23 protein-coding genes and 1 tRNA gene are annotated in these 22,843 nt (G+C 62.7%); 12 read left to right on the top strand and 12 right to left on the bottom strand.

The window, feature by feature from the left end:
• The first annotated feature begins 88 nt into the window (after positions 1 to 88).
• From J0I79_RS21100 to J0I79_RS21090, 3 genes are all read left to right on the top strand, one after another.
• Positions 89 to 1,624, top strand: coding sequence for an undecaprenyl-phosphate glucose phosphotransferase (locus J0I79_RS21100; protein WP_292863371.1), 1,536 nt, complete (start codon positions 89 to 91; stop codon positions 1,622 to 1,624).
• Positions 1,621 to 2,889: an O-antigen ligase family protein gene (locus J0I79_RS21095; RefSeq protein ID WP_292863367.1), complete on the top strand. Its 1,269-nt coding sequence runs from the start codon at positions 1,621 to 1,623 to the stop codon at positions 2,887 to 2,889. Before J0I79_RS21100 ends, J0I79_RS21095 begins: the two co-directional genes overlap by 4 nt.
• A 56-nt stretch (positions 2,890 to 2,945) precedes the next feature.
• Positions 2,946 to 3,022, top strand: a tRNA-Pro gene (locus tag J0I79_RS21090).
• Between the two features lie 92 nt (positions 3,023 to 3,114).
• Here J0I79_RS21090 and J0I79_RS21085 read toward each other — a convergent pair.
• Both J0I79_RS21085 and J0I79_RS21080 read right to left on the bottom strand, forming a co-directional pair.
• Positions 3,115 to 3,576, bottom strand: a complete 462-nt coding sequence (locus J0I79_RS21085; RefSeq protein ID WP_292863364.1) for a YbaK/EbsC family protein — start codon at positions 3,574 to 3,576, stop codon at positions 3,115 to 3,117.
• A gap of 180 nt (positions 3,577 to 3,756) precedes the next feature.
• The gene (locus J0I79_RS21080) at positions 3,757 to 4,035 is read right to left on the bottom strand and encodes a helix-turn-helix transcriptional regulator (protein ID WP_292863361.1); all 279 of its coding nucleotides are present in this window, start codon (positions 4,033 to 4,035) and stop codon (positions 3,757 to 3,759) included.
• Positions 4,036 to 4,314: 279 nt separating this feature from the next.
• Between J0I79_RS21080 and J0I79_RS21075 the strand changes: the two genes are divergently transcribed.
• Together J0I79_RS21075 and J0I79_RS21070 are read left to right on the top strand one after the other, a co-directional pair.
• A complete protein-coding gene (locus tag J0I79_RS21075) occupies positions 4,315 to 4,929 on the top strand; it encodes a hypothetical protein (RefSeq protein WP_292863359.1) in 615 nt (204 codons plus the stop codon).
• Positions 4,930 to 5,677: 748 nt separating this feature from the next.
• Complete coding sequence (locus J0I79_RS21070; RefSeq protein WP_292863356.1) at positions 5,678 to 6,553, top strand: ATP-grasp fold amidoligase family protein; 876 nt, start codon at positions 5,678 to 5,680, stop codon at positions 6,551 to 6,553.
• 75 nt (positions 6,554 to 6,628) lie between these two features.
• Here the strand turns inward: J0I79_RS21070 and J0I79_RS21065 are convergent, their stop codons facing one another.
• The 7 genes from J0I79_RS21065 to J0I79_RS21035 form a co-directional block, all read right to left on the bottom strand.
• Positions 6,629 to 6,931 carry a hypothetical protein gene (locus tag J0I79_RS21065; protein WP_292863353.1) on the bottom strand — a complete coding sequence of 101 codons (303 nt, stop codon included), beginning with the start codon at positions 6,929 to 6,931 and terminating at the stop codon, positions 6,629 to 6,631.
• Positions 6,932 to 7,034: 103 nt separating this feature from the next.
• Entirely contained in the window at positions 7,035 to 7,574 is a 540-nt protein-coding gene (locus J0I79_RS21060) for a MerR family transcriptional regulator (RefSeq protein WP_027046741.1), read from the bottom strand.
• A 182-nt stretch (positions 7,575 to 7,756) separates the two neighbouring features.
• Entirely contained in the window at positions 7,757 to 8,080 is a 324-nt protein-coding gene (locus tag J0I79_RS21055; RefSeq protein WP_006201891.1) for an integration host factor subunit alpha, read from the bottom strand.
• A 102-nt stretch (positions 8,081 to 8,182) separates the two neighbouring features.
• Positions 8,183 to 9,154 carry a beta-ketoacyl-ACP synthase III gene (locus J0I79_RS21050; protein ID WP_292863347.1) on the bottom strand — a complete coding sequence of 324 codons (972 nt, stop codon included), beginning with the start codon at positions 9,152 to 9,154 and terminating at the stop codon, positions 8,183 to 8,185.
• Between the two features lie 9 nt (positions 9,155 to 9,163).
• Complete coding sequence (plsX, locus tag J0I79_RS21045) at positions 9,164 to 10,234, bottom strand: phosphate acyltransferase PlsX (protein ID WP_292863344.1); 1,071 nt, start codon at positions 10,232 to 10,234, stop codon at positions 9,164 to 9,166.
• Positions 10,235 to 10,347: 113 nt separating this feature from the next.
• Positions 10,348 to 10,896 (bottom strand): DUF177 domain-containing protein, encoded by a 549-nt coding sequence (locus J0I79_RS21040; RefSeq protein WP_292863341.1) that lies wholly within the window; start codon positions 10,894 to 10,896, stop codon positions 10,348 to 10,350.
• A complete protein-coding gene (locus J0I79_RS21035) occupies positions 10,893 to 11,441 on the bottom strand; it encodes a ubiquinol-cytochrome C chaperone family protein (protein WP_292863338.1) in 549 nt (182 codons plus the stop codon). The genes J0I79_RS21040 and J0I79_RS21035 overlap by 4 nt, the downstream gene beginning before the upstream one ends.
• A gap of 114 nt (positions 11,442 to 11,555) precedes the next feature.
• Here J0I79_RS21035 and J0I79_RS21030 point away from each other — a divergent pair, with 114 nt between their 5' ends.
• The 7 genes from J0I79_RS21030 to J0I79_RS21000 all read left to right on the top strand — a co-directional run bounded on the left by J0I79_RS21030 (position 11,556) and on the right by J0I79_RS21000 (position 18,781).
• Positions 11,556 to 12,071, top strand: coding sequence for an outer membrane protein assembly factor BamE (locus tag J0I79_RS21030; protein ID WP_292863335.1), 516 nt, complete (start codon positions 11,556 to 11,558; stop codon positions 12,069 to 12,071).
• Between the two features lie 287 nt (positions 12,072 to 12,358).
• Complete coding sequence (locus J0I79_RS21025) at positions 12,359 to 13,765, top strand: LLM class flavin-dependent oxidoreductase (protein WP_292863332.1); 1,407 nt, start codon at positions 12,359 to 12,361, stop codon at positions 13,763 to 13,765.
• A gap of 107 nt (positions 13,766 to 13,872) precedes the next feature.
• A complete protein-coding gene (locus J0I79_RS21020; RefSeq protein ID WP_292863329.1) occupies positions 13,873 to 14,667 on the top strand; it encodes an ABC transporter ATP-binding protein in 795 nt (264 codons plus the stop codon).
• On the top strand, positions 14,664 to 15,545 hold the full coding sequence (locus J0I79_RS21015) for a branched-chain amino acid ABC transporter permease (RefSeq protein WP_292863326.1): 882 nt from the start codon (positions 14,664 to 14,666) through the stop codon (positions 15,543 to 15,545). The genes J0I79_RS21020 and J0I79_RS21015 overlap by 4 nt, the downstream gene beginning before the upstream one ends.
• 3 nt (positions 15,546 to 15,548) lie before the next feature.
• Positions 15,549 to 16,604, top strand: a complete 1,056-nt coding sequence (locus tag J0I79_RS21010; RefSeq protein WP_292863323.1) for a branched-chain amino acid ABC transporter permease — start codon at positions 15,549 to 15,551, stop codon at positions 16,602 to 16,604.
• Between the two features lie 11 nt (positions 16,605 to 16,615).
• Positions 16,616 to 17,944, top strand: coding sequence for an ABC transporter substrate-binding protein (locus J0I79_RS21005; protein ID WP_292863320.1), 1,329 nt, complete (start codon positions 16,616 to 16,618; stop codon positions 17,942 to 17,944).
• Positions 17,945 to 17,998: 54 nt separating this feature from the next.
• A complete protein-coding gene (locus J0I79_RS21000; RefSeq protein WP_292863317.1) occupies positions 17,999 to 18,781 on the top strand; it encodes an ABC transporter ATP-binding protein in 783 nt (260 codons plus the stop codon).
• An 81-nt stretch (positions 18,782 to 18,862) separates the two neighbouring features.
• Here the strand turns inward: J0I79_RS21000 and J0I79_RS20995 are convergent, their stop codons facing one another.
• From J0I79_RS20995 to J0I79_RS20985, 3 genes are all read right to left on the bottom strand, one after another.
• Positions 18,863 to 21,004, bottom strand: a complete 2,142-nt coding sequence (locus J0I79_RS20995; RefSeq protein WP_292863314.1) for a sodium-translocating pyrophosphatase — start codon at positions 21,002 to 21,004, stop codon at positions 18,863 to 18,865.
• Between the two features lie 260 nt (positions 21,005 to 21,264).
• The gene (locus J0I79_RS20990) at positions 21,265 to 22,014 is read right to left on the bottom strand and encodes an ABC transporter permease (protein ID WP_292863311.1); all 750 of its coding nucleotides are present in this window, start codon (positions 22,012 to 22,014) and stop codon (positions 21,265 to 21,267) included.
• Positions 22,011 to 22,843, bottom strand: an 833-nt coding sequence (locus tag J0I79_RS20985) for an ABC transporter ATP-binding protein (protein WP_292863308.1), incomplete at its 5' end; no start/stop codon positions are given. The genes J0I79_RS20985 and J0I79_RS20990, both read right to left, overlap by 4 nt.

Genomic DNA, 22,843 nt, shown 5'->3' with positions numbered 1-22,843 from the left:
TCGGGACCCTTCCAAAACCACCGGTTGTTTCAAGGCTTTATTAGCTCTCTTTTGATATCCAGTGCCGCGAAGCTCGCGGACAGTTCCCATGAACGAGATCGACCCCGCGCACCGCTTTTCAGCTGAAGCAGTGCGCAAATTCGACGGCCCGGCCGATGGCGAAGCGCCAGCCGGCATGAACGATGTCGCCCGGCAGGTCGCCTCGCAATATCGGCGCGATACGATGTCGCCGATCATGGTCAGCGGCGTGTTGCGCATGGTCGAGTTCGCGCTGCTGTTCCTTTCGGGACTCTGTGTCTATTTCCACTATGTCGGGTTCTTCAACTACCTTGCCTGGCAATACCCGCTGACGATCGCGGCCGCCTCGTTCCTCGCAGTGGTGCTGCTCGACGTCACCGACTGCTATCAGGTCGTCTCCCTGATGCGGCCGATCGCCAATTTCGGCCGCATTCTGGTGGTCTGGGCCGGCACCTTCGCGCTGATGGCATTGACGGCTTTCGCCATGAAGATGTCGGAAGACTATTCGCGCCTGCTGTTCGGCACGTGGTTCGTCATCGGCTTCGTCTGTCTTTTCGCGCTCAGGCTGGTGATGTCGAAGCTGATCCGGCGCTGGGCCCGCGACGGACGCATGGAACGGCGCGCCGTCATCGTCGGCGGCGGCAAGGCGGCGGAAATTCTCATCCGCTCGGTCGAGAAGCAGCCTTACAACGACATCCGCATCTGCGGCATCTTCGATGATCGTGGCGACAAGCGTTCGCCACCCATTGTCGCCGGCTATCCCAAGCTCGGCACCATTTCCGCGCTGATCGAATTCGCCCGCATCGCCCGCATTGACATGCTGATCGTGTCGCTGCCGCTGACGGCCGAAACGCGTGTGCTGCAGCTGTTGAAGAAATTGTGGGTGCTGCCGGTGGATATCCGGGTGTCGGCGCATTCGAACGCGCTGCAGTTTCGCCCGCGCTCCTATTCCTTCATTGGCTCGGTGCCGCTGCTCGATATCTTCGACAAGCCGATCAATGACTGGGATTCGGTGGCCAAGCGGGCCTTCGACATCGTTTTCAGTCTCATCGGCATCATCGTGTTCTCGCCGGTAATGCTGGCCACCGCGATCGCCATCAAGCTCGACAGCAAGGGGCCGGTGCTGTTCAAGCAGAAGCGGCACGGTTTCAACAACGAGGTCATCGAGGTCTACAAGTTCCGCTCCATGTATGCCGACCGGTCGGACCCGACCGCCAAGCAGACGGTGACCAAGAACGATCCGCGCGTCACCCGCGTCGGCCGTTTCATCCGCAAGACCTCGATCGACGAGCTGCCGCAATTCTTCAACTCGTTGCTCGGGTCGCTGTCGCTGATCGGTCCCCGCCCGCACGCCATCGCCGCGCAATCGCACAACCTTCTCTACAACGAAGTGGTCGACGGCTATTTCGCCCGCCATAAGGTCAAGCCCGGCGTCACCGGCTGGGCGCAGATCAATGGCTGGCGCGGCGAGATGGACACCAACGAGAAGATCCGCATGCGCACGGAATACGACCTCTACTACATCGAGAACTGGTCGCTGCTGTTCGACCTGCGCATCCTGTTCCTGACCCCGATACGGCTACTCAATACGGAAAACGCCTATTGAGCGCCGTCGCTCATGATCTGCCGCGCGCGGCGGTCAACGCCAAGCTGATCGCGCTGATTTCTTCCGCGGCGATCGGCCTCGGCATCCTGCTCTCCGGCTTCGTCATCAGCGAGCCGGCGCCCTATGAAATCTACATGGCGGGCCTGATCGCCATCTGGGCGCTGTTCGGCCTCAGGATTTCGCGCGCCACAACGCCCCTGCTGGTCCTGCTGGTGACGATGAACATCGGCGGCATGATTTCCATGACGCAGATGTCGGACCTCGCCAACACACCGCTTTATCTCGCCGTATCGCTGTTCCTCGCCTTCAGCGCGGTGTTCTTCGCTTCCGTCACCGCCGTGCAGCCAAGCCTCTACCGGCTGATCTTCATCACCTATGTGATATCGGCCGTGATAACCTCGCTGCTCGGCATAGCGGGCTATTTTCACGCCTTTCCCGGCGCCGAGATCTTCACCAAGTACGACCGCGCCGCCGGAGCCTTCCAGGATCCGAACGTGTTCGGGCCGTTCCTCGTGCTGCCCGGCATCTACCTGCTCTATCTGCTTTTGACCGGCCCGGTCACGCGCATGCCGCTGCTGGCGGTGCCGCTGCTGATTATAACAGCAGGGATATTCTTCTCCTTCTCGCGCGGCGCCTGGGGCATGTTCGCGGTCTCGGCGGTGCTGCTTACCGCCTGCCTTTTCCTGCAGAGCACCAGCGGTATGTTCCGGCTGCGCGTCGTGATCATGACCATTGCCGCATTGTCGCTGCTGGCCATCGCCATGATCGTGATCCTGCAGTTGCCTGGCGTGTCGGAGATGTTCTCCAACCGCGCCCACCTGGAACAGAGCTACGACACGGCGCGCCTCGGCCGTTTCGCCCGTTACGGGCTCGGCTTCCAGATGGCCATGGAGCACCCGCTCGGCATCGGCCCGCTGGTCTTCGGCACGATCTTCGGCGAGGACACGCACGACATCTGGCTGAAGATGCTGATGGATTACGGTTGGCTGGGCTTCGTGTCGTTCCTGACGCTCGTCGCCTGGACCATAGCGGCAGGATTCCGCATCCTGCTGCGCGACCGGCCATGGCAGCCCTACCTTCTGTGCGCCTATGTCGCCTTCATCGGCAATATCGGACTGGGCACCTTCATCGACATCGACCATTGGCGCCACATGTACCTGCTGCTCGGCCTGGTGTGGGGCGCGATCGCGCTTGAATACCGTCACCAGAGGCAATTGCAGCCGGCATTGCCGGGCTCATCCGCGTCAGCGATCGCTGCAGGATAATTGTCACGGAAAACGGTTGACCCGAACCGGGTTATCACGATACATCGCGACCGGTCCGGAGTGTAGCGCAGCCCGGTAGCGCACTTGACTGGGGGTCAAGGGGTCGTCGGTTCGAATCCGGCCACTCCGACCATTTCGAAGCAGGACTTGTCCCCGAAGTCCGCCCCGCCGATCAGGCCAAATCATTCCTTCAGCTTCGTGTTCGCTGTGGACTGGATCAGGCGTTCAATCCTGACATACATCCACCCATTCGGCTCCGACCAGATCGGCCATCCGCTGCGGCGCGATCCGTACCGCGGCGTTGGTGGCGCCGGCTGCGGGCACCACCTCCGCGAATGCGCGCAGCGACACGTCGCAGTAGACCGGCAGCGGCGCCGGCAAGCCGAACGGGCAGACGCCGCCGACCGGATGGCTGGTGGCGGCGACAACTTCCTGCGCGTCCAGCATGCGCGGCTTGCCGCCGAACTGGTCCTTGAACTTCCTGTTATCCAGCCTGGCGATGCCGCTGGTCACGACGAGCATGTTGCGCTCACCGACGCGAAGGCAGATGGTCTTGGCGATCTGGGCGGGCAGCACACCATGCGCCTCCGCGGCCAGCGTCACCGTCGCTGAACTCGCCTCGGTGACGATCACCTCCATGTCGGGCGCCTGGGCGGCGAAAAACGCGCGAACAGACTCCAGGCTCATCCCGAAAACCTCATGATTGACCTTCGATATCCGGCAGGCGCCGTCTGGCGCGGGACACCGCAGGTATAAACACGCGCCTTCCGCCAATCAGCAAGCGCGAGTTGACGCAGGAAGCGGTGACATCAACAAGAAACCCGCCAGGCAAGCCTTGGCGGGTTCTCGGATATGCTGTCGCCGGTTCTATGCCAGGGGCCGACCTTGCGCGGCCGGCACAGCGGCGGCGGAAGCAACAAGAGTGTCCTCCGGAAGCCGGAGCGCGGTCGCGACGCGCCGCAGCTTCGCCGGATCGAACTCCCTGCCGTTCTCGATATCGTCGATCTCGTCGACCGCGAGGCCGCATGTCAGGGACAGCTCTTCCACGCTGTAACCGCGGGCTTCCCGCATCGCCTTGAGGGTGGTGTAAATCGGCCCGTTCTCGCTGACTTCGGAGGAGGCGTGGCTTTTTGCATTTTGGGGCATTGGCAACTCCGTGACTGAAAGAGTTTGATAAAAAGGGTGTTGCCTGAGACGGCGGGAAGATGCCCCCTCGCCAGCGATTTGCCAAGCAACAAACTGGCCGTCACGCTATCGTGAACGGAAGCTCGTGCGGTCGCGGCGACCATGCCGGTTCGATCAAGTTGTTTTGAACGCACCCGCAGCTTTTTGCCTGTCGGTTTGCCAGTGCCCATTCGTTGTCGTGGCGTTGCTGGCATGAACCCCGGGTTCCAGCCAGCCTCTTTCCCGGAAGGATCCCACGCAATGAACCTCAAGACATCCCTTCTCGTGCTCGGCACGATCTCCGGCCTCTGCCTTGCCGGCGCGACCAGCGCCCAGGCGGCGGATACGTTGCGCGTGCGCGGCACGGTCATCAGCTTCGAACCTTCGGTGCTGACCGTGAAGACCCGTCAAGGCGACCAGGCGGCGGTCAAACTCAATCAGGATTGGAAGATATCAGGTGTCGCCAGCGCCTCCGTCAAAGACATCAAACAGGGCGATTTCCTCGGCATTGCCTCGGTTTCGAAGGCGGATGGCGGCAGCGGCGCCCTGGAAGTGGTGGTCTTCCCGGCAGCCCTGAAAGGCACCGGCGAAGGCGACCGCCCATGGGACCTGCAGCCCAACAGCCGCATGACAAATGGCACCGTGGCCGACGTCACCGATGTGAACGGTCGCGCGGTGACGCTGACCTATGACAATGGGCAGACCAAGAAGATATCGATTCCCGACAGCACGCCGGTGGTGACCTTCGCGCCGGCCACACCGACCGACCTCAAGCCGGGTGCAACTGTTTTCGTTACCGCCCAGCGTGGAGCGGACGGCATGCTGAGCTCGAGCCGGGTCGTGGTTGGGAACAATGGCGTGGTTCCCCCGATGTAGACGCGTGCCCGAAAGCCGGGGTTTTCACCGCTGAGGGCGATGAAACCCCGGCGGCCGGAAACACTCCAGAAACAAAATTCTACAATCTGGAAATACTGACGAAAAAATTCGGGAGCGTAATTTCAAGCGCGGCGGTCGGGTGATCGACCCGATTTACATATGCCTGCGGAAAAAGGAAACGATCCATGAAGAAGTCCCTCCTCTCGGCCCTCGGCCTTGCAGTCGCAGTCGCTTTCACCGTGCCGGCTATCGGCGTGGCGAGCGCGGATGCAGCCCCGATGGCAAAGCATCATCGTCATCACCATCATCATCGCCACCACCATCGCCATCATCACCACCACCACCATCATCACCATCACCACATGAAGAAGATGGTGAAGAAGGCCTGATACCAGACCGCCAACGAGAAGACCGGCCTTGGCTTCTTGTTCAAAGCTGGTCTTCTCTTGGTAGTGCATCGCCAAGTCCAACATGAACCGGACGTGTTGCGGCGAAAAGCACTGGCCCAGTATTTTGGGCATCCATCCTGATATCGCGCACGGAGCGATATCTTCCATGCAGGGCCAAATCGCGATACGGCAAGGGATATTTCTGACCGGCATGCACTGACCGGGGTCAGTCTTTCGCCAACCAGCCAGGTATCCCGATGACGGCCAGGGCCGATCTTTCCCGGACAAACCGCATTGTCCTGTCAGTGGCCCGATTGTGGCTGACGTTTCGCCACCCTGCCCTTGTTGTGCGGTTTTTCATGAAATTGGGGTATCTGCCCAATCCAGCTGCGCCGGCGCGCTACCATGAGCTTCTGCTCTGGCGAAAGATCCTCGATCGCAACCCGCTGTTCGTGACACTGACCGACAAGCTCGCGGCCAAGGCGTATATCCGCGATGCCTGCCCGGAGATCGCCATACCCAGGACGCTGTGGAGCGGACGTGATGCCGGCGACATTCCTGCGGATCTGCTGGCCGGTACCGTCTTGGTCAAAACAAACCACGGCTGCGCGATGAACATGTTGGTTTCCCATGGCGAGCCCGACCGCGCCGCCATCGTGCGCAGGGCGAACCGCTGGCTAAGGAAACGCTACGGGCGGCGCAATGGCGAATGGGCCTATTGGCCTGTCGTGCCGAGCGTCTTCGTGGAAGAGCGATTGGCGCTCAGCGGCGGCGCAATTGCCACCGACATCAAGGTTCATGTCTGCAGCGGGGTGATATCCCATGTCTGGGTGGAGGATAAGCTCGCCAAGCGTTCAGTGCTGTTCGACCGGGAAGCCAATCCCTTGCCCGGTCGCGATCCGGACTATCCCCGCGAAGACCAGGGACTGCCCGTCAATGCAAGGCTGGTCGACCATGTCCGCGAGGCAATCTCGATAGCGCCAGGCATCGCCGGCGACCTCGACTATATCCGCGTCGACTTCCTGGTTACCGACGATCGTCTCTATGCCGGCGAGATCACCGCCTACTCGGCTGCCGGATACGGAACATGGACGAATCCGGCGATCGCCGCGGAGATCGAGCAGCTGTGGCGGCTCGATCAATCCGCCTTCCTGCGCCGCCAGCACAACGGGATGACCCGTCTCTATGCCGACGCATTGCGCGCTCTCTACCGAAGCAGAGCTGTGAGCCGTTGAGGAATTAGCAATGGCGGCAACACCTCAAAGGCGAGCCGCCATTTTTCTTCCCGAATTTCTTGCCGATTTGGACAATCAGCGCCGGCTGAACAGCAGACTGGCGATAACGCCGAGTACGACAAGGCCGATGGTGGCTGCTGCAGCGGGGTGATCCCGGGCAGATTTCTCAAGCACCCTACCTTGTTTGCGGATTGCCGGCATGGCATCGCGTAGGCGCCCCGCAAGGTCGGAATAAGTATCGAGAGCGGCATCACGTCCGTCGTCGTAATAGGCGCTACCCCGCTTCGACAATGCCTTGCGTAGTGCCGCGAGTTCCCTTGACAGGACCTCGACCTGCTTTTCGAGGTCAATGTCCGAGAGGGTCGAAAATGATGCCATCATCCGTTTCCTTGTCTTGCTCAACAACGTCTTGCAGAAGGAAACGTAACGCCCTACCCCGAGCCGGGTTCCAGTTTCGAGCTGTTAAAGCGCCTTGCGGCGGTCAGCGCACCTGGTCCAGCAGGCGTTTGCATTCCAGGAGATCGAACAGCGCCTCCTGCAACAACGCCCTGTTGTCGCGTGAGAGTTTTGAGGAGTCGGGCTGAACCGGCCCTTCCTCGTCGCTCTTGCCCAGGCCGAAGAAACGGCGGCTCGGCTTGACCCTTGGCTGGCCAACCAGCTCATCGTCGCCGCCGCGCGGCTGCGCCGCCGGCGTCAACGGCACCTGGTCGGCCTGCTTGCGTTGCGAGATCGCTTCGACGGCTGCCATGTCGCCATTGCCGATCGCGACCAGGAAATGATTGCCGTTTTCGCGCAGCAGCTTCTGCACGCCCTTGATGGTGTAGCCCTGGTCGTAGAGCATATGGCGGATGCCTTTGATCAACTCGACATCCTGCGGCCGATAATAGCGCCGGCCGCCGCCGCGCTTCATCGGCTTGATCTGGTTGAAGCGCGTTTCCCAGAAGCGCAGCACATGTTGTGGCAGATCGAGATCCTCGGCAACCTCGCTGATGGTGCGGAAGGCGTCAGGGCTTTTGTCCATGGGCGAAAATCCTCACGCTGGAGCGTAACCCGGAACAGTCCTATCCCGTTTGTGCGGGATGGATCATGCGCAAAATACCAATCCGGCCAAGCTGCCGAATCGGTCTTATTTCAGCGGTTTGTGAAGCAATATTCAAGCCTGGCGGCATCTCCGGGCCGGTTATCAACCGCGCAATGGCAAGACTACTTGCCGCCCTTGGCCTTGCTGTTCTGGTGCGAGCGCAGGATGCGGCTCTTCAACACGTTGGACGACTTGAAGGTCATCACCCGGCGCGGCAGGATCGGAACTTCTTCACCGGTCTTGGGATTGCGACCTATGCGCTCATTCTTGGAACGGACATGGAAGGTGGCGAAGGAGGACAATTTGACAGTCTCGCCGCGCACGATCGCTTCGCAGATTTCGTCCAGAACCGCCTCGACGAGCTCGGCCGATTCAGTGCGCGACAGGCCGACCTTCCGGTATACGGCCTCCGCAAGGTCGGCGCGAGTAAGTGTCTTTCCCCCCATGCGACCGTCCCATCAGCTCAAAACACAAAATCGGCACAACAACCGCAGACCCTAAGTAATTGATCCGGCAAGGTCAAGGACCGAAACCGGAGCGTTCGGCACTTACCAGCGAACCAGAACCGCGCCCCAGGTGAAGCCGCCGCCCATGGCCTCCAGTAACACCAGGTCGCCCTTCTTGATGCGGCCGTCGGCGACCGCCACCGAAAGCGCCAGCGGCACGGAAGCCGCCGAGGTGTTACCGTGCAAATTGACGGTAACCACCACTTTTTCCTCGGCAATCCCGAGCTTCTTGGCCGAAGCGTCAATAATCCGTTTATTGGCCTGATGCGGCACGAACCAGTCGAGATCCTCCGCGGTGATGCCGGCCTGCGAGAATGTCGCTTCGATCACATCGGTGATCATGCCGACGGCATGCTTGAAGACCTCGCGGCCTTCCATCCTGAGATGGCCGACGGTTCCGGTGGTCGAGGGCCCGCCGTCGACGAAGAGCTTGTCCTTGTGCGTGCCGTCGGAACGCAGGCTGGCAGCCAGAACGCCGTGGTCGGCAATCCCCCCCGTCCCCTCGCCTGCCTCGAGCACCAGGGCGCCGGCGCCGTCGCCGAACAGAACGCATGTCGAGCGGTCGTTCCAGTCGAGAATGCGCGAAAAGGTCTCCGAACCGATCACCAGCACGCGCTTGGCCAGACCGCCGCGGATGTAAAGATCGGCCGTGGTCACCGCATAGACGAAACCCGAACACACCGCCTGCATGTCGAAGGCGAAGCCGTGATGCATGCCGAGCCGGTTCTGGATTTCGACCGCCGTGGCGGGAAACGTGTTGTTGGGCGTCGACGTCGCAAGCACGATCAGGTCGATATCGGCGGGCGTCAGCCCGGCATTGGCCAGAGCGGCGCGCGCGGCGGCCTCGCCAAGGGAAGCGGTCGTCTCGTCGTCACCGGCGATATGGCGCTGGCGGATGCCGGTGCGCTGGGCGATCCACTCATCCGAGGTTTCGACCATGCCTTCGAAATCGGCATTCTTCATGATGCGGCGGGGCAGCGCGGCGCCCGTGCCGCGCACGATTGATCTGATCAAAGCTCTTTCCTATTCCTTCGCGTCGCTCACGACGTCGGATTTCCGAGATGTCAGGGCATGCGGGTTGCGCGCATGAAACAGGTCCAGATCGGCCTCGATGCGGTCGAGCAGATTGTTGCGCACCATGTCGTAGCCAAGCTCGATCGCGGCGGCAAAACCATCCGAATCCGCGCCGCCATGGCTTTTGACGACGATGCCGTTCAGCCCCAGGAAGACGCCGCCATTGGATCGGCCGACATCCATCTTTTCGCGCAGCCGGTCGAAGGCGCCCTTGGCGAAGACATAGCCGATCTTGGCCATCAGGGTGCGGCTCATCGCGGCGCGCAGGTAACCCGCGATCTGCCGCGCGGTGCCTTCGGCGGTCTTCAGCGCGATGTTGCCGGCAAAACCTTCCGTCACCACCACGTCGACCGTGCCCTTGCCGATATCGTCGCCCTCGACGAAGCCGTGATAGTTCATCGAGGCCATGTTGGCCTCGCGCAGCATGCGCCCGGCTTCCTTGACCTCTTCCTGGCCCTTGATCTCCTCGACGCCGACATTGAGCAGGCCAACCGTGGGCCGGGCGATGCCGAACACCGAACGCGCCATGCCGGTGCCGAGAATCGCGAAATCAATGAGCTGGTGCGCGTCGGCGCCGATGGTGGCCCCCACATCCAGAACCACGCTTTCGCCGCGCAAGGTCGGCCACAATGCCGCGATCGCCGGGCGATCGATGGTGGCCATGGTGCGCAGGCAGAATTTAGACATCGCCATCAGCGCGCCGGTGTTGCCGGCCGAGATGCAAGCGTCGGCCGTGCCGGACTTGACCGCTTCGATCGCCTTCCACATCGACGACTTCCAGCGGCCGTGGCGCAGCGCTTGGCTTGGCTTGTCGTCCATCCTGACCGCGATCTCGCAGTGGAAGAACTCGCTCACCTCGACCAGTTTCGGGAACTTGGCGAGTTCGGGGCGCACCAGTTCCTCACGCCCGTAGATGACGAAGCGGATGTCGGGACGGCGGGTGGCGACGGTCATGAGCGCCGGGATGACCACGGCTGGTCCGTGATCGCCGCCCATGGCATCGATGGAAATCCTGATCACGCGGTAATCATCTCACGGTTAGGCGGCAGGTCGCTTTGGTGATCGCGAAGGTTCGGCGAAAATAGCGGTTTTGGGTTTTCACACAACCGACTTTTCCGTCGCCAGCGAGGTTTTCAGGATTTTCCCAGCAAGGATCGCAGTTTTTGCTGAAATTCATTCTCGGCCGGTTCGGCGTCGCCAGCGGCATCCAGCGACGCTCCCGCCTTGCGCGGATAGGGGTCGATCGCCAATCCGAAGAACTGCTCGGCCAGGGCGCCGACATCGATCGTATCACCGGAAAATGTTTCGGGACTGTCCGGCCCATCCGCATCGAGCAAGATCTCGCCGCCGCCTTCGAAACCCTGCCGCCCAAGCTTGGAGTCCTCCGGCAGCAGCAGCGCCTCGACCGGCTCATCGATATGGGCCACGACGGGATCGAGCGTGACGATGCAGGCCTGCGTGATGTCGGCCTCGACGCGGCCGCTGACCTTGACGCCGTTGCGCTTCCAGGATGTCACCAGAAGTTCGGCGCGATAGGCTTCGACGGACAGAAGGCCGTGCTCCTCGGCGAGTGCGGCGCGCTGGGCGGCATCGGCCTCGATCACCACCGGCAGTCCTTTCTGCGGCAGGCGGGCGACGTTCGCCACAAAGGAGACCGGACTTTGCGGATCAGCGTGTTTCATCGATCAGCCTCGCTGGCGAGCGGAAAGGCGGCGGTACCGGCAACGATTGATTCGGTCGGCTGCGCGGCCAGTTGTTTGCAGGCGTCGGCTACATAAGTGGCCAATTGCGACGCCTGCGGCCAGTTTGCCGCATCGGGGCGGACGTTGCGGGCAAGAGCCGCGGTCAGGCCTTCGAGATCATTTCTTTCGAGCGCGTCGTCATAGGCCGCGGTGCGGCCATAAAACATCTTGGCCAGCTTCTTCATGCGTTTGGGCACGCCGACATCGCCAATGCCCAATTCGCGCAGCGAATGATCGACGTCGAGAAAGAACTCATCGATCAGCACCTGCGCGATCTCCTGGGCCACGCCGTCCTCCCCGCGCAAGCGATGCTGGACCAGGAACATATGGAGCGAGAGCATCTCGAATCGACCGAGCGGCGAGTCCGGCACATTCCAGTGGGAATAAAATACAGTCTGCCGCGCCGCCGCCACGATTTGTGCGTAAAGCGCGTCCGTGATGGCGCGGTTGGCGTTACGTTCGCGACCAAAAAGGCGCTGGAACATGGGGATGGTCTCCGGGGACCGTTTGTTGAATTGGCCTTGTTGCATCGGCAAGCAAGCTGGTTTACCGGTTTTGCGGCCCAGCGCAAGTTGCGGCGATATAATGGAGAATTGTTGTTGCGCGCGCTGAATTTCAAGTCGACCTTCGCCTCCAGGCCCGCTGGCGCCGTTTCGCTGCTGCTTGTCGTTTCGGCGCTGTCAGCATGCCATACCAACAAGATGTTCGGTGACCTCAGCCCGAGCGAGACGATCACTCAAGGGTATGTCTACGATCAGCAGGCGGTCGATTCGGTTCCCGTCGGTTCCAGCCGCGAGCAGGTGCTGCTGGCGCTCGGCACGCCGTCGACGACGGCGACGTTCGACAATGAGACGTTCTATTACATTTCACAGACCCGCAAGCGCTATGTCGCCTTCGACAAGCCCAGGCTGGTCGACCAGAAAGTGCTTGCAGTCTATTTCGGCGCCGATGGCCGCGTCACGCAGATCGCTAATTACGGTCTCAAGGACGGCAAGATTTTCGACTTCATCTCGCGCACCACGCCAACCGGCGGCAAGGACCAGAACTTCCTCAGCCAGATCATCAACGGCGCCAGCAAGCTGGCGCCTGGCATTCCCGGCGGCGGCACGCCCTGATCCCTCAAATTCTGCTCTTCCCCGCGAAAAGCAGCATCGTCTCAGGCGACCGAAAACCCGTGGGAGCAATCTCACGGGTTTTTGTTTGGCCAGGGGCGGGGCCGGCTTGCCAGTGATGAGGCAAATCAAATCCGCGGGGCAGCTATGTCGAGGAACGGGGAAGGCCGTCGGCAGCAAACCGTGAGGAATGCCTTTTTCCTATAAAGTCTATAAAAAAGATAGAATTTCTGTATCGCATGGCTTTGCGCCCGTACTGTGCCGTTCATATCAGTACGGACAAACGCTTCATGGCCAAGACAATACGCTTCAATGCCTTCGAGATGAATTGCGTGGGGCACCAGTCGCCCGGTCTCTGGCGGCACCCGCGCGACCGGTCCTGGCAATACAAGGATCTCGAGTACTGGACCGATCTGGCGAAACTTCTGGAGACCGGATTCTTTGAATCCGTCTTCATCGCCGACGTCGTCGGCTACTACGATGTCTACAAGGGAAACCTGGACAACGCTCTGCTGCAGGGCGTGCAGATCCCGGTCAACGACCCGCTGCAGCTGGCCAATCCGATCGCGCTGGCGACCAATCACCTCGGCATAGGCATCACCGCGTCGACGAGTTTCGAGCACCCCTACACGTTCGCGCGCCGGCTTTCGACCGCCGACCATCACACCAAGGGCCGCGTCGGCTGGAACATCGTCACGTCCTATCTGGAGAGCGGCGCCAAGAATGTCGGCCAGGGCGGGCTGCGCTCGCATGACAACCGTTATGACGTCGCGACCGAATATGTCGAAATCCTCTACAAGCTGTTCGAGGGCAGCTGGGAAGAAGGCGCCGTCATCCGCGACAAGGAACGCGGCGTTTTCGCCGATCCGTCGAAGATCCATGAGATCGGCCACCGGGGCAAATATTTCGAGGTTCCCGGCTATCACCTGAGCGAGCCGTCGCCGCAGCGCACGCCGGTTCTGTTCCAGGCCGGCGCATCGGGAGCCGGAAAACAATTCGCCGCCGGCCATGCCGAGTGCGTCTTCATCTCGACGCCGCTCAAGGACGCGACCCGCGCCTATGTCGCCGACATCCGCCAGCGCGCCGCCGCGCAGGGGCGCGACCCGAAGAAGGTGCTGATCTACGCCATGGCGACCATCATCGTCGATGAGACCGACGAGAAGGCGCGCGCCAAATATGAGGACTACGCCAGATACGCCTCCTATGACGGCGCGCTGGTCCTGATGTCGGGCTGGACCGGCATCGATTTCGGCCATTACAAGCCGACCGACACCGTCAGGAAGGTGAAGACCAACGCCATCATCTCGGCGGTCGAACACCTGGCCGAAGGCGACAAGGTGTGGACGATCGAGGAACTGGCCAAGTGGGGCGGCATTGGCGGTCTCGGCCCGCTTTTCGTCGGCTCGCCGTCGACCATCGCCGACCTGCTGCAGGAGTGGGTGGAAGAAACCGACATAGACGGTTTCAACCTCGCCTATGCGCTGGCGCATGACAGCTTCGCCGACGTGATCGGCTATGTCGTGCCCGAACTCCAGAAACGCGGCGTCTACGCAACCTCGTATCGCGAGGGCACGCTGCGCGAAAAGCTGTTCGGCGAAGGTCCGTATCTGCCGGCAAACCATCCCGCCCACCGGTTCCGCGACATCGAACGCGTCAAGCGGGAAGAAGCAGCGGCCGCGTCCGGCGAAGCCGCCTGAGCCGAGGCTTCACCTCCGAGCCACACAGTCGGCCAAGCCCTGCCAATCCTCGCACCTTCGCGAGGGTGATCCATGCCGAACAGCATGAACGACGGATTCATTACGCGATGACCACGCCCACGCCCCCTGCCCTGGAAGTCAAGAACGTCTCGTTGTCGTTCAAAGGCGTCAAGGCGATTGCCGATCTCAGTTTTCAGGTCGAAGCCCGGGAGATCTGCGCGCTGATCGGCCCGAACGGCGCCGGCAAGAGTTCGCTTCTGAACATCCTGAACGGCGTCTATGTGCCCGATTCCGGCGAGATCATCTTCGAAGGCGAGCACTTTCGGCGCATGGAGCCGCTCGAGGCCGCCCGCCGCGGCATCGGGCGCGGCTTCCAGAACAACGCCCTGTTTTCCGGCATGAGCGTCGTCGACAACGTGATCACCGGGCTTTCCCGCCATTCACGGCTGACCCTTGTCGAGGAAATGTTCCGGCTGCCGCGTGCCCGTCATGAGGAACGTCGCTTCCGCGAGCGGGCACATGAAGTCCTGCACCTTTTTGGCCTCGACCGCCACGCGGCGACCATTGTCGGCACATTGCCCTATGGCGTGCAGAAGAAAGTCGAACTTGCCAGGGCCATCGTCGCCGAGCCGCGCATGGTGCTGCTCGACGAGCCGCTCGCCGGGATGAACGCCGCAGAAAAGCAGGAGATCGCGGCCGTCATCGCGCGGCTCAACAGGGAGCTCCATCTGACGATCGTGCTGATCGAGCACGACATCGGCATCGTGCTGGAACTCGCCCACCATGTCGTCGTGCTGGATTACGGGCGCAAGCTGGCCGACGGGCCGCCGGAGACGATCCGCGACAACCCCGATGTCATCGCAGCCTATCTCGGCACCGAACGTGCGGAGATCGCCGCATGAGCATGTTCCCCGAAACGCTGATCGGCGGCCTTCTCGCCGGCACCATGTACTCGCTGGTCGCGATCGGCTTCGTGCTGATCTACAAGGCGTCGGGCGTGTTCAACTATGCGCAGGGCTCGATCCTGCTCTTTGCCGCGCTCACTTTTGTCTCGCTGACCGATCAAGGCGTTCCAGCGCTCGTTGCCATCGCGATCACGATCGCGCTGCTCGTGCTGATGGCGATCGCCATCGAAAAGCTGCTGCTGCGTCCGCTTACCAACCGAAGCCCGATGACGCTGTTCATGGCGACGCTCGGCCTGTCCTACCTGGTAGAAGCCGTGGCGCAAGGCATCATGGGCTCACAGGTTCGCGCCTTGGATCTCGGCATAGACGATTTGCCGGTCTTCGTCGGCGACATCATGATCAGCCAGTTCGACCTGATAGCGGCCGGTGTCGCGCTGGCGCTTGGCATCGGCCTGTCGCTGCTCTTCAACCGCACCCGCATCGGCATCCAGCTTCGCGGCGTCGCCGACGACACGCGCGCGGCCCTGTCCCTCGGTATCGACATCAACCGCATCTGGCAGATCGTCTGGGCGGTCGCGGGCATCGTCGGGCTGGTCGCCGGGCTCCTGTGGGGTGCGCGCCAAGGGGTGCAGTTCTCGCTGTCCCTTGTGGTGCTGAAAGCGCTGCCCGTCCTCATCATCGGCGGTTTCACCTCGATTGCAGGCGCCATCGTCGGCGGCCTCATCGTCGGCGCCGGCGAAAGCCTTGCCGAAACCTATCTCGGCCCGTTTCTCGGCGGCGGCATCACGCCCTGGTTCGCCTATGCGCTGGCGCTCGTCTTCCTGTTCGTACGTCCCGCCGGGCTGTTCGGCGAACGCCAGATCGAGAGGGTCTGAGCCATGTCCGAGATCGATCTGCGCATCGCCGCCCCTGTAAACGGCGTCGCCGGCCTGCGCGCCGCGGGTCTCGCTGCTGCCACCATACTGATCCTGGCGGCGCCGCTTCTGGCCTCCGAATACTGGATCAACGCCATCATCGTCCCCTTCCTGATCCTTTCGCTCGCGGGGCTCGGGCTCAATCTCCTGACCGGATATGCCGGCCAGCTTTCGCTCGGCGCCGGCGCCTTCATGATGGTCGGTGCCTACGCCACCTTTTCGCTGCAGCTTCGCGTGCCAGACCTGCCGCTGCCGCTGGCGCTTGTTGTCTCGGGTCTGATCGCGGCTGCCGTGGGGGTCGCTTTCGGCATCCCTTCTACGCGTATCAAGGGTTTCTACCTGATCGTCAGCACGCTCGCGGCGCAATTCTTCTTCGAGTGGCTGTTCCTCAAGTTCCCGTGGTTCTACGACGGCAACTCATCCGCCACGATCTCCCTGCCGCGCGGGCTTACAGTCTTCGGGCTCAACGCCGAAACACCGCACGGGCGCTACTACCTGACGCTCGGCGCCGTCGCGCTTATTACGCTCTTGTCGTTCAACCTCGTGCGCAGCCAGACCGGCCGCAACTGGATGGCGATCCGTGACATGGATACCGCGGCGGCGGTGATAGGCGTGCCGGTGACACGGGCGAAGCTGCAGGCTTTCGCAGTTTCGAGCTTCATCCTCGGCATTGCCGGCGCGCTGTGGGCGTTTGCCTATCTCGGCTCGGCCAGCGTGCAGAGTTTCGGCCTGTCGCGATCCTACCAGGTCCTGTTCATCATCATCATCGGCGGCCTCGGCACCATTCGCGGCGCCTATCTGGGAGCCGCCTTCGTCAGCCTGCTGCCGCTCGCGCTGGACTGGCTGTTCCAGCACCTCTTCAGCGGTCACGTGGATGCCGGCCTGCTGCAGAACATCCAGAAAGGCATCTTCGGACTGCTCATCATGTGGTTCCTGGTCAGGGAACCCGAAGGTCTTGCGCGCCTGCTCGGCATCAGGCTAACAGCGCGCCGGCGATTGTTTCCATCCTCTCAAAACTAGGAGCTAAATCCATGAAACGACTGCTTTTGGCCGTGCTTCTCGCCGGCACCGTCTTCTCAACCGCGACCGTGACCCGAGCCGCGGATGTCAGCCAGTACATTCCGCTGCCGACCTACCGCGTCGGCGCCTACGCCTCTTCGGGAGAGCTCTGGTGGGCGGGCGAACGCGACTATTTCCGCTACATCAACGAGGTCGAGGGCGGCGTCGAGGGCGTGAAGCTCAACTACGAGGAGTTCGAGACCGAATGGAGCCCGGATCGCACGGTGGAGGTCTACGAGCGCGTCAAGGCCGGCAAGGACGGCTCGCCGCTCGCCTTCTTCTTCACCCACGGCACGCCCGCGACCTATGCGCTTCTTGAAAAGGCGGCGGCCGACAAGATCCCGCTGATCGACCCGGCCGGCGGCAAGACGGAGACGGTCGACGGCACGGTGTTCCCCTATGCCTTCCCGCTGCTGTTCAGCTATTACAGCCAGGCCTCGACAGGCATCAACTACATCGCCTCCAAGGTCGGCGGGTTCGAAAAGCTCAAGGGCCTCAAGATCGCCACCGTCTATCACGACAGCGCCTATGGCCGCGCCAGCCAGCCGGCCATCGATGTGCTCGCCAAGAAATACGGCTTCGAGAACATCCAGATTCCGGTCGCCGATCCGGGCAACGAACAGTCGCCGCAATGGCGCCAGGTTCGGGAGCAGAAGCCGGACTGGGTGTTCCTCCGTACCTGGGGCGTTTCCACCGTCGTGGCGATCAAGACGGCGCAACGTTTCGGCTTCCCGGCGGACCACATCATCGGCGACGTCTGGGCAGGTTCGGAATCCGACGTGATCCCGGCGGGCAAGGCGGCAATCGGCTACTCGGCGCTGGCACCTTATCCGGGCGGCACCGATTTCGACATCCACAAGCGCCTCAAGGCCGAGATTCTCGACAAGGGCAAGTCTGACCTGAGGGATCAGAAGCTCTTCGGCGCCGTGAACTACAATGTCGGTCTCGTCAACGCGGCGCTCGCCGTGGAGGCGCTGCGCACCGGCTACAAGCATTTCGGCGCCCGGCCGCTGAACGGCGAGGAAGGACGCTGGGCCTTCGAGCACCTGACGATCGATGATGCCAGGCTGAAGCAGATCGGCTTCGAAGGTCTGCTGCAGCCGATCAAGATCACGCCCACCGACCATGAAGGGGGTGGTGCTGCCCGCATCCAGAGCTGGGACGGGGAGAAATGGGTGCTCAAGACCGACTGGATCAAAGCGGACCATGACCTTCTCAATCCGCTGATCAAGGAAGGTGCGGCGGCCTATGCCAAGGAGCATGGCATCACGCCGCGCACACCGGACACAGAGACCAACTGATTGACGACCATCAGGGCGCGGCATCCGCCGCGTCCCGATGAGAAGAGGCCGATGATGACCGCCACGCTCCCCACCACCGATGCGTCCCCTGCCCTGCGCAAGCTTCTCGACGTTTCCAATATCGAAGTCGTCTATGGCGGCGCCATCCTGGCGGTTGCCGACGTTTCGCTGACGATCAACGCGGGCGAAATCGTCGCCTTGCTCGGCGCCAACGGTGCCGGGAAAAGCACGGTGCTGAAGGCGATCTCAGGCCTCGCCGCCGCCGATCGGGCCACGGTGCGCCGTGGCCATGTCCATTTCGACGGAGAGACCATCCTCGGCACGCCCGCCAACCGGTTGACGGCGCGCGGCATCGTCCATGTGCTCGAAGGGCGCCATGTCTTTGCGCACCTCACGGTCGAGGAGAACCTGCTTGCCGCCGCCTTCCTGCATCGGCCGGGGCATGGCGAACTCAAGCGGCAGCTCGACGATATCTATGCATGGTTTCCACGACTGAAGGACAAGCGGCGCACGCAAGCCGGCCTGACATCCGGAGGCGAACAGCAGATGCTCGCCATCGGCAGGGCGTTGCTTACACGGCCGCGCCTGGTCCTGCTCGACGAGCCGTCGATGGGGCTCGCGCCACGCATCGTGCAGGAGATCTTCGAGATCATCGTGCGGCTAAACCAGGAAAAGGGAACCGCATTCCTGCTCGCCGAGCAGAACGCCGCGCTTTCGCTTGCCCATGCCAAACGTGCCTACGTGCTGGAAAGCGGGCGCGTGGCGCTTGAAGGCAGTGCGTCCGAACTCGCCGCGCGCGACGACCTTCACCGCATCTATCTCGGTTACAGGGCCTGAGGCTGCCTTTCGAAGGTGCCCGGCAACGAAAAACCCGCGGGATCGCTCCCGCGGGTTTTGTCTTCGAGATTCGCCCCTTGCTTAGCCGTGCGCGAGCACGGCGAGCAACAGCAGGGCCACAATATTGGTGATCTTGATCGCCGGGTTGACGGCCGGGCCGGCGGTGTCCTTGTAGGGATCGCCGACCGTGTCGCCGGTCACCGAAGCCTTGTGCGCCTCGGAGCCCTTGAGGTGCTTGACGCCGTCCTTGTCGGTGAAGCCGTCCTCGAACGATTTCTTGGCGTTGTCCCAGGCGCCACCGCCCGAGGTCATCGAGATGGCCACGAACAGGCCGTTGACGATGACGCCGAGGAGCGAAGCGCCGAGGGCGGCAAAGGCCGAGGCCTTCGAACCCGAGATCAGCAGCACGCCGAAATAAACGACGAGCGGCGCCAGCACCGGCAGCAGCGACGGGATGATCATCTCGCGGATCGCCGCCCTGGTCAGGATGTCGACAGCACGCGCGTAGTTCGGCTTGGACGTGCCGGCCATGATGCCCTTGTCCTCGCGGAACTGCTTGCGCACCTCCTCGACGATCGAGCCCGCCGCACGCCCGACTGCCGTCATGGCAATGCCGCCGAACAGATACGGGATGAGGCCGCCAAAGATCAGGCCGGCGACGACGTAAGGGTTGGAGAGATCGAAGGAGATGTCACCCATGCCGTGGAAGTAAGGATATTTGTCGCCATTGGCGGCAAAGAACCTCAGATCGTTCGAATAGGCAGCGAACAGCACCAATGCGCCGAGGCCGGCCGAACCGATGGCGTAGCCCTTGGTTACCGCCTTGGTGGTGTTGCCGACCGCGTCGAGCGCGTCGGTCGAATGGCGCACTTCCTTGGGCAGGCCGGCCATTTCGGCAATGCCGCCGGCATTGTCGGTGACCGGACCGAAGGCGTCGAGCGCCACGATCATGCCGGCGAGGCCGAGCATGGTGGTGACGGCGATCGCCGTGCCGAACAGGCCGCCGAGCTGGTAGGTGGCGATGATGCCGCCGACGATAACGATGGCCGGCAGCGCCGTCGATTCCAGCGACACCGCGAGACCCTGGATGACGTTGGTACCGTGGCCGGTCACCGATGCCTGGGCGATCGAGTTGACCGGACGCTTGTTGGTGCCGGTGTAGTATTCGGTTATCACCACGATGAGACCGGTCACCACCAGGCCGATGAGGCCGCAGATGAACAAGTTCTTGCCTGTGATGACGATGCCGGCAACGGTGCCCACCTCGCCCCAGCCGATCGTGGCCGAAGTCGCGACGCCGAGGCCGACGATCGACAGCAGGCCGGTGACGATCAGGCCCTTGTAGAGCGCGCCCATGATCGAGCCGTTGGAACCGAGCTTGACGAAGAAGGTGCCGACGATCGAGGTCAGGATGCAGGCGCCACAGATGGCGAGCGGATAGAGCATCGCGGCGCCGAGCACGGCGGTGCCACCGAAGAAGATGGCGCCCAGAACCATGGTGGCGACCACGGTCACCGCATAGGTCTCGAACAGGTCGGCGGCCATGCCGGCGCAGTCGCCGACATTGTCGCCGACATTGTCGGCGATGGTGGCCGGGTTGCGCGGATCATCCTCGGGGATACCGGCTTCGACCTTGCCGACCAGATCGCCGCCGACGTCAGCACCCTTGGTGAAGATGCCGCCGCCGAGACGGGCGAAGATCGAGATCAGCGAAGCGCCGAAGCCGAGTGAAACCAGTGAGTCGATGACGACACGGTCATTGGGCTGAAGCCCCATGAAATGGGTCAGGATGAGGTAGTAGATCGAAACGCCGAGCAGCGCGAGGCCAGCCACCAGCATGCCGGTGATGGCGCCCGACTTGAAGGCGATGTCGAGACCGGCGGCGAGGCTGTTGGAGGCCGCCTGAGCGGTGCGCACATTGGCCCGCACCGACACATGCATGCCGATGAAGCCGGCCGCGCCCGACAGGACGGCGCCGATCAGGAAGCCGATGGCGGCGGTGATGGACAGCAGCCACCAGGCGAGCAGCAGCACGACGACGCCGACAATGGCGATCGTGGTGTACTGGCGCGCCAGATAGGCTTGCGCGCCTTCGCGGATGGCGGCGGAGATTTCCTGCATGCGCTGATTGCCCTGATCGGACGCAAGGACCGAACGTGTCGCCCATATGGCGTAAAGGACAGAAAGCAGGCCGCAGGCGATGACGGCGGAAATAATGGTCATTGCCGAATTTTCCTCGATTGTTGGCCCAAATGAACCCCTCCCTGGGCCGATGAGACAAAGATGGAATCCCGCGCACGGAATCCGCCTCTTCGCATCGGTGTATGCGAAACAGGGCCGCGAACGTCAAGATATTGTTCGGTTTTTGCCCGGCTTTCGCCCAAAAGGCAGATGCCGCGACGACACCCCTGTCCAGAGCCTTGATTTAGATCGATTGAAATTACGTAAGGGAACTGCCGCGGGATCGTGCTCGAGCCTGAAGACTATTCCGCTTCGCTCCCCATCCGGCGCGCGGCATAGCGCTCGACCGCCGAAAGCCCGTCATAGATCAGCACCGCGAGCGCGGCCACGATCAGGCCGCCCTGCAGGATGAAGGCGAGATTGTTGGACAGGAGGCCGGCGATGATCACCTCGCCCAGCGTTTTGGCGGCCACGGTCGAGCCGATGGTGGCCGTCGCCAGGCTGATCACCACCGAAAGCCTGATGCCACCGAGGATGATCGGAGCGCTGAGCGGCAGTTCCACCTTGGTGAGCCGTTGCCAGCCGGTCATGCCGGCGCCGCGTGCCGCCTCGACGACATTGGCCGGCAGTGTCGTCAGCCCGGTCAGCGCGTTTTCGAAGATCGGCAGCAGGCCATAGAGGAACAGCGCGATCAGCGTCGGCTTTTCGCCGAAGCCGACCGCCGGCACCGCCAGCGCCAGCACCGCCACCGGCGGAAAAGTCTGGCCGATGTTGACGAGGCTGCGCGACAGCGGCAGGAACTCGGCGCCCGCCGGCCGTGTGACCACGATGGCCAGGGCCACCGCGACGATGGTCGCGGCGACCGTGGCGATCAGCACGGTGCGCAGATGCAGCAGCGTCAGCGTCAGCAGGCTGCCCTGGTTGTAGATCGCGGGCGCGTTGTTTTCGGTCAGCGGCTTGAGCAGCGGCTCGAACCAGCCTGGGTTGGTGATGAACGCGACAAGCAGCACGACAAGCGCGAGCCTGAGCAGCAAAGGCAGCCAGGCCCTCATTTCGGCCTCGCCGCCCGCTTGACGAGCCCGTCCACCGTGACGCGGCCGAGCGGTTTGCCATCGGCGCCCTTGACCGGCAGCGCCGGCTTGCCCGACCACAACAACTCGGCCAAGGCGTCACGCTGGCTGGCATCGCCCGGTATCGCCTCGCCTTCGGCGGCGCCCTGCTCCACGGCGTCACGCACCCGTCCCAGCGACAGCAGCCGGAACGGCCTTTCGCTGGCGCCGACCAGAGTCTCGACGAAGCCGCTGGCCGGGTTTGCAAGGATTTCCGCCGGCCTGGCGTATTGCACCAGCTTGCCGGCATCCATGACGGCTATCTTGTCGCCCATATGAACCGCCTCCTCCATGTCATGGGTGACGAGGATGATGGTGGTGCCGAAGCGCTTCTGGATGGCCAGCAGGTCCTCTTGCGCCTTGGTGCGGATGATCGGGTCGAGCGCGCCGAACGGCTCGTCCATCAACAGCACATTGGGTTCGGCGGCGAGCGCGCGGGCGACGCCGACGCGCTGCTGCTGGCCGCCGGAAAGTTCGTGGGGATAACGCGGCCCGAATTCCCGGGGGTCGAGCTGGTAGAGCGTCATCAGTTCATCGACGCGCGCCTTGATGCGGGCCTTGTCCCAGCCAAGCAGCACCGGCACGGTGGCGATGTTCTGCGCCACGGTGCGGTGCGGGAACAGGCCGTGGCCCTGGATGGCGTAGCCGATGCTGCGGCGCAGTTCGTAGCCAGGCACGGAGCGGTTGTCGGCGCCGTCGAGTTTGATGATGCCCGCGGTCGGCTCGACCAGCCGGTTGATCATGCGCAGAAGTGTCGTCTTGCCGGACCCCG

Origin of the sequence: Mesorhizobium sp. (assembly GCF_017306585.1) — a bacterium.
In the GTDB taxonomy this organism is placed as follows: Bacteria; Pseudomonadota; Alphaproteobacteria; order Rhizobiales; family Rhizobiaceae; genus Mesorhizobium.
Note: the sequence above shows the minus strand (reverse complement) of the source record. Positions and strands in the feature narration are given on the sequence as shown.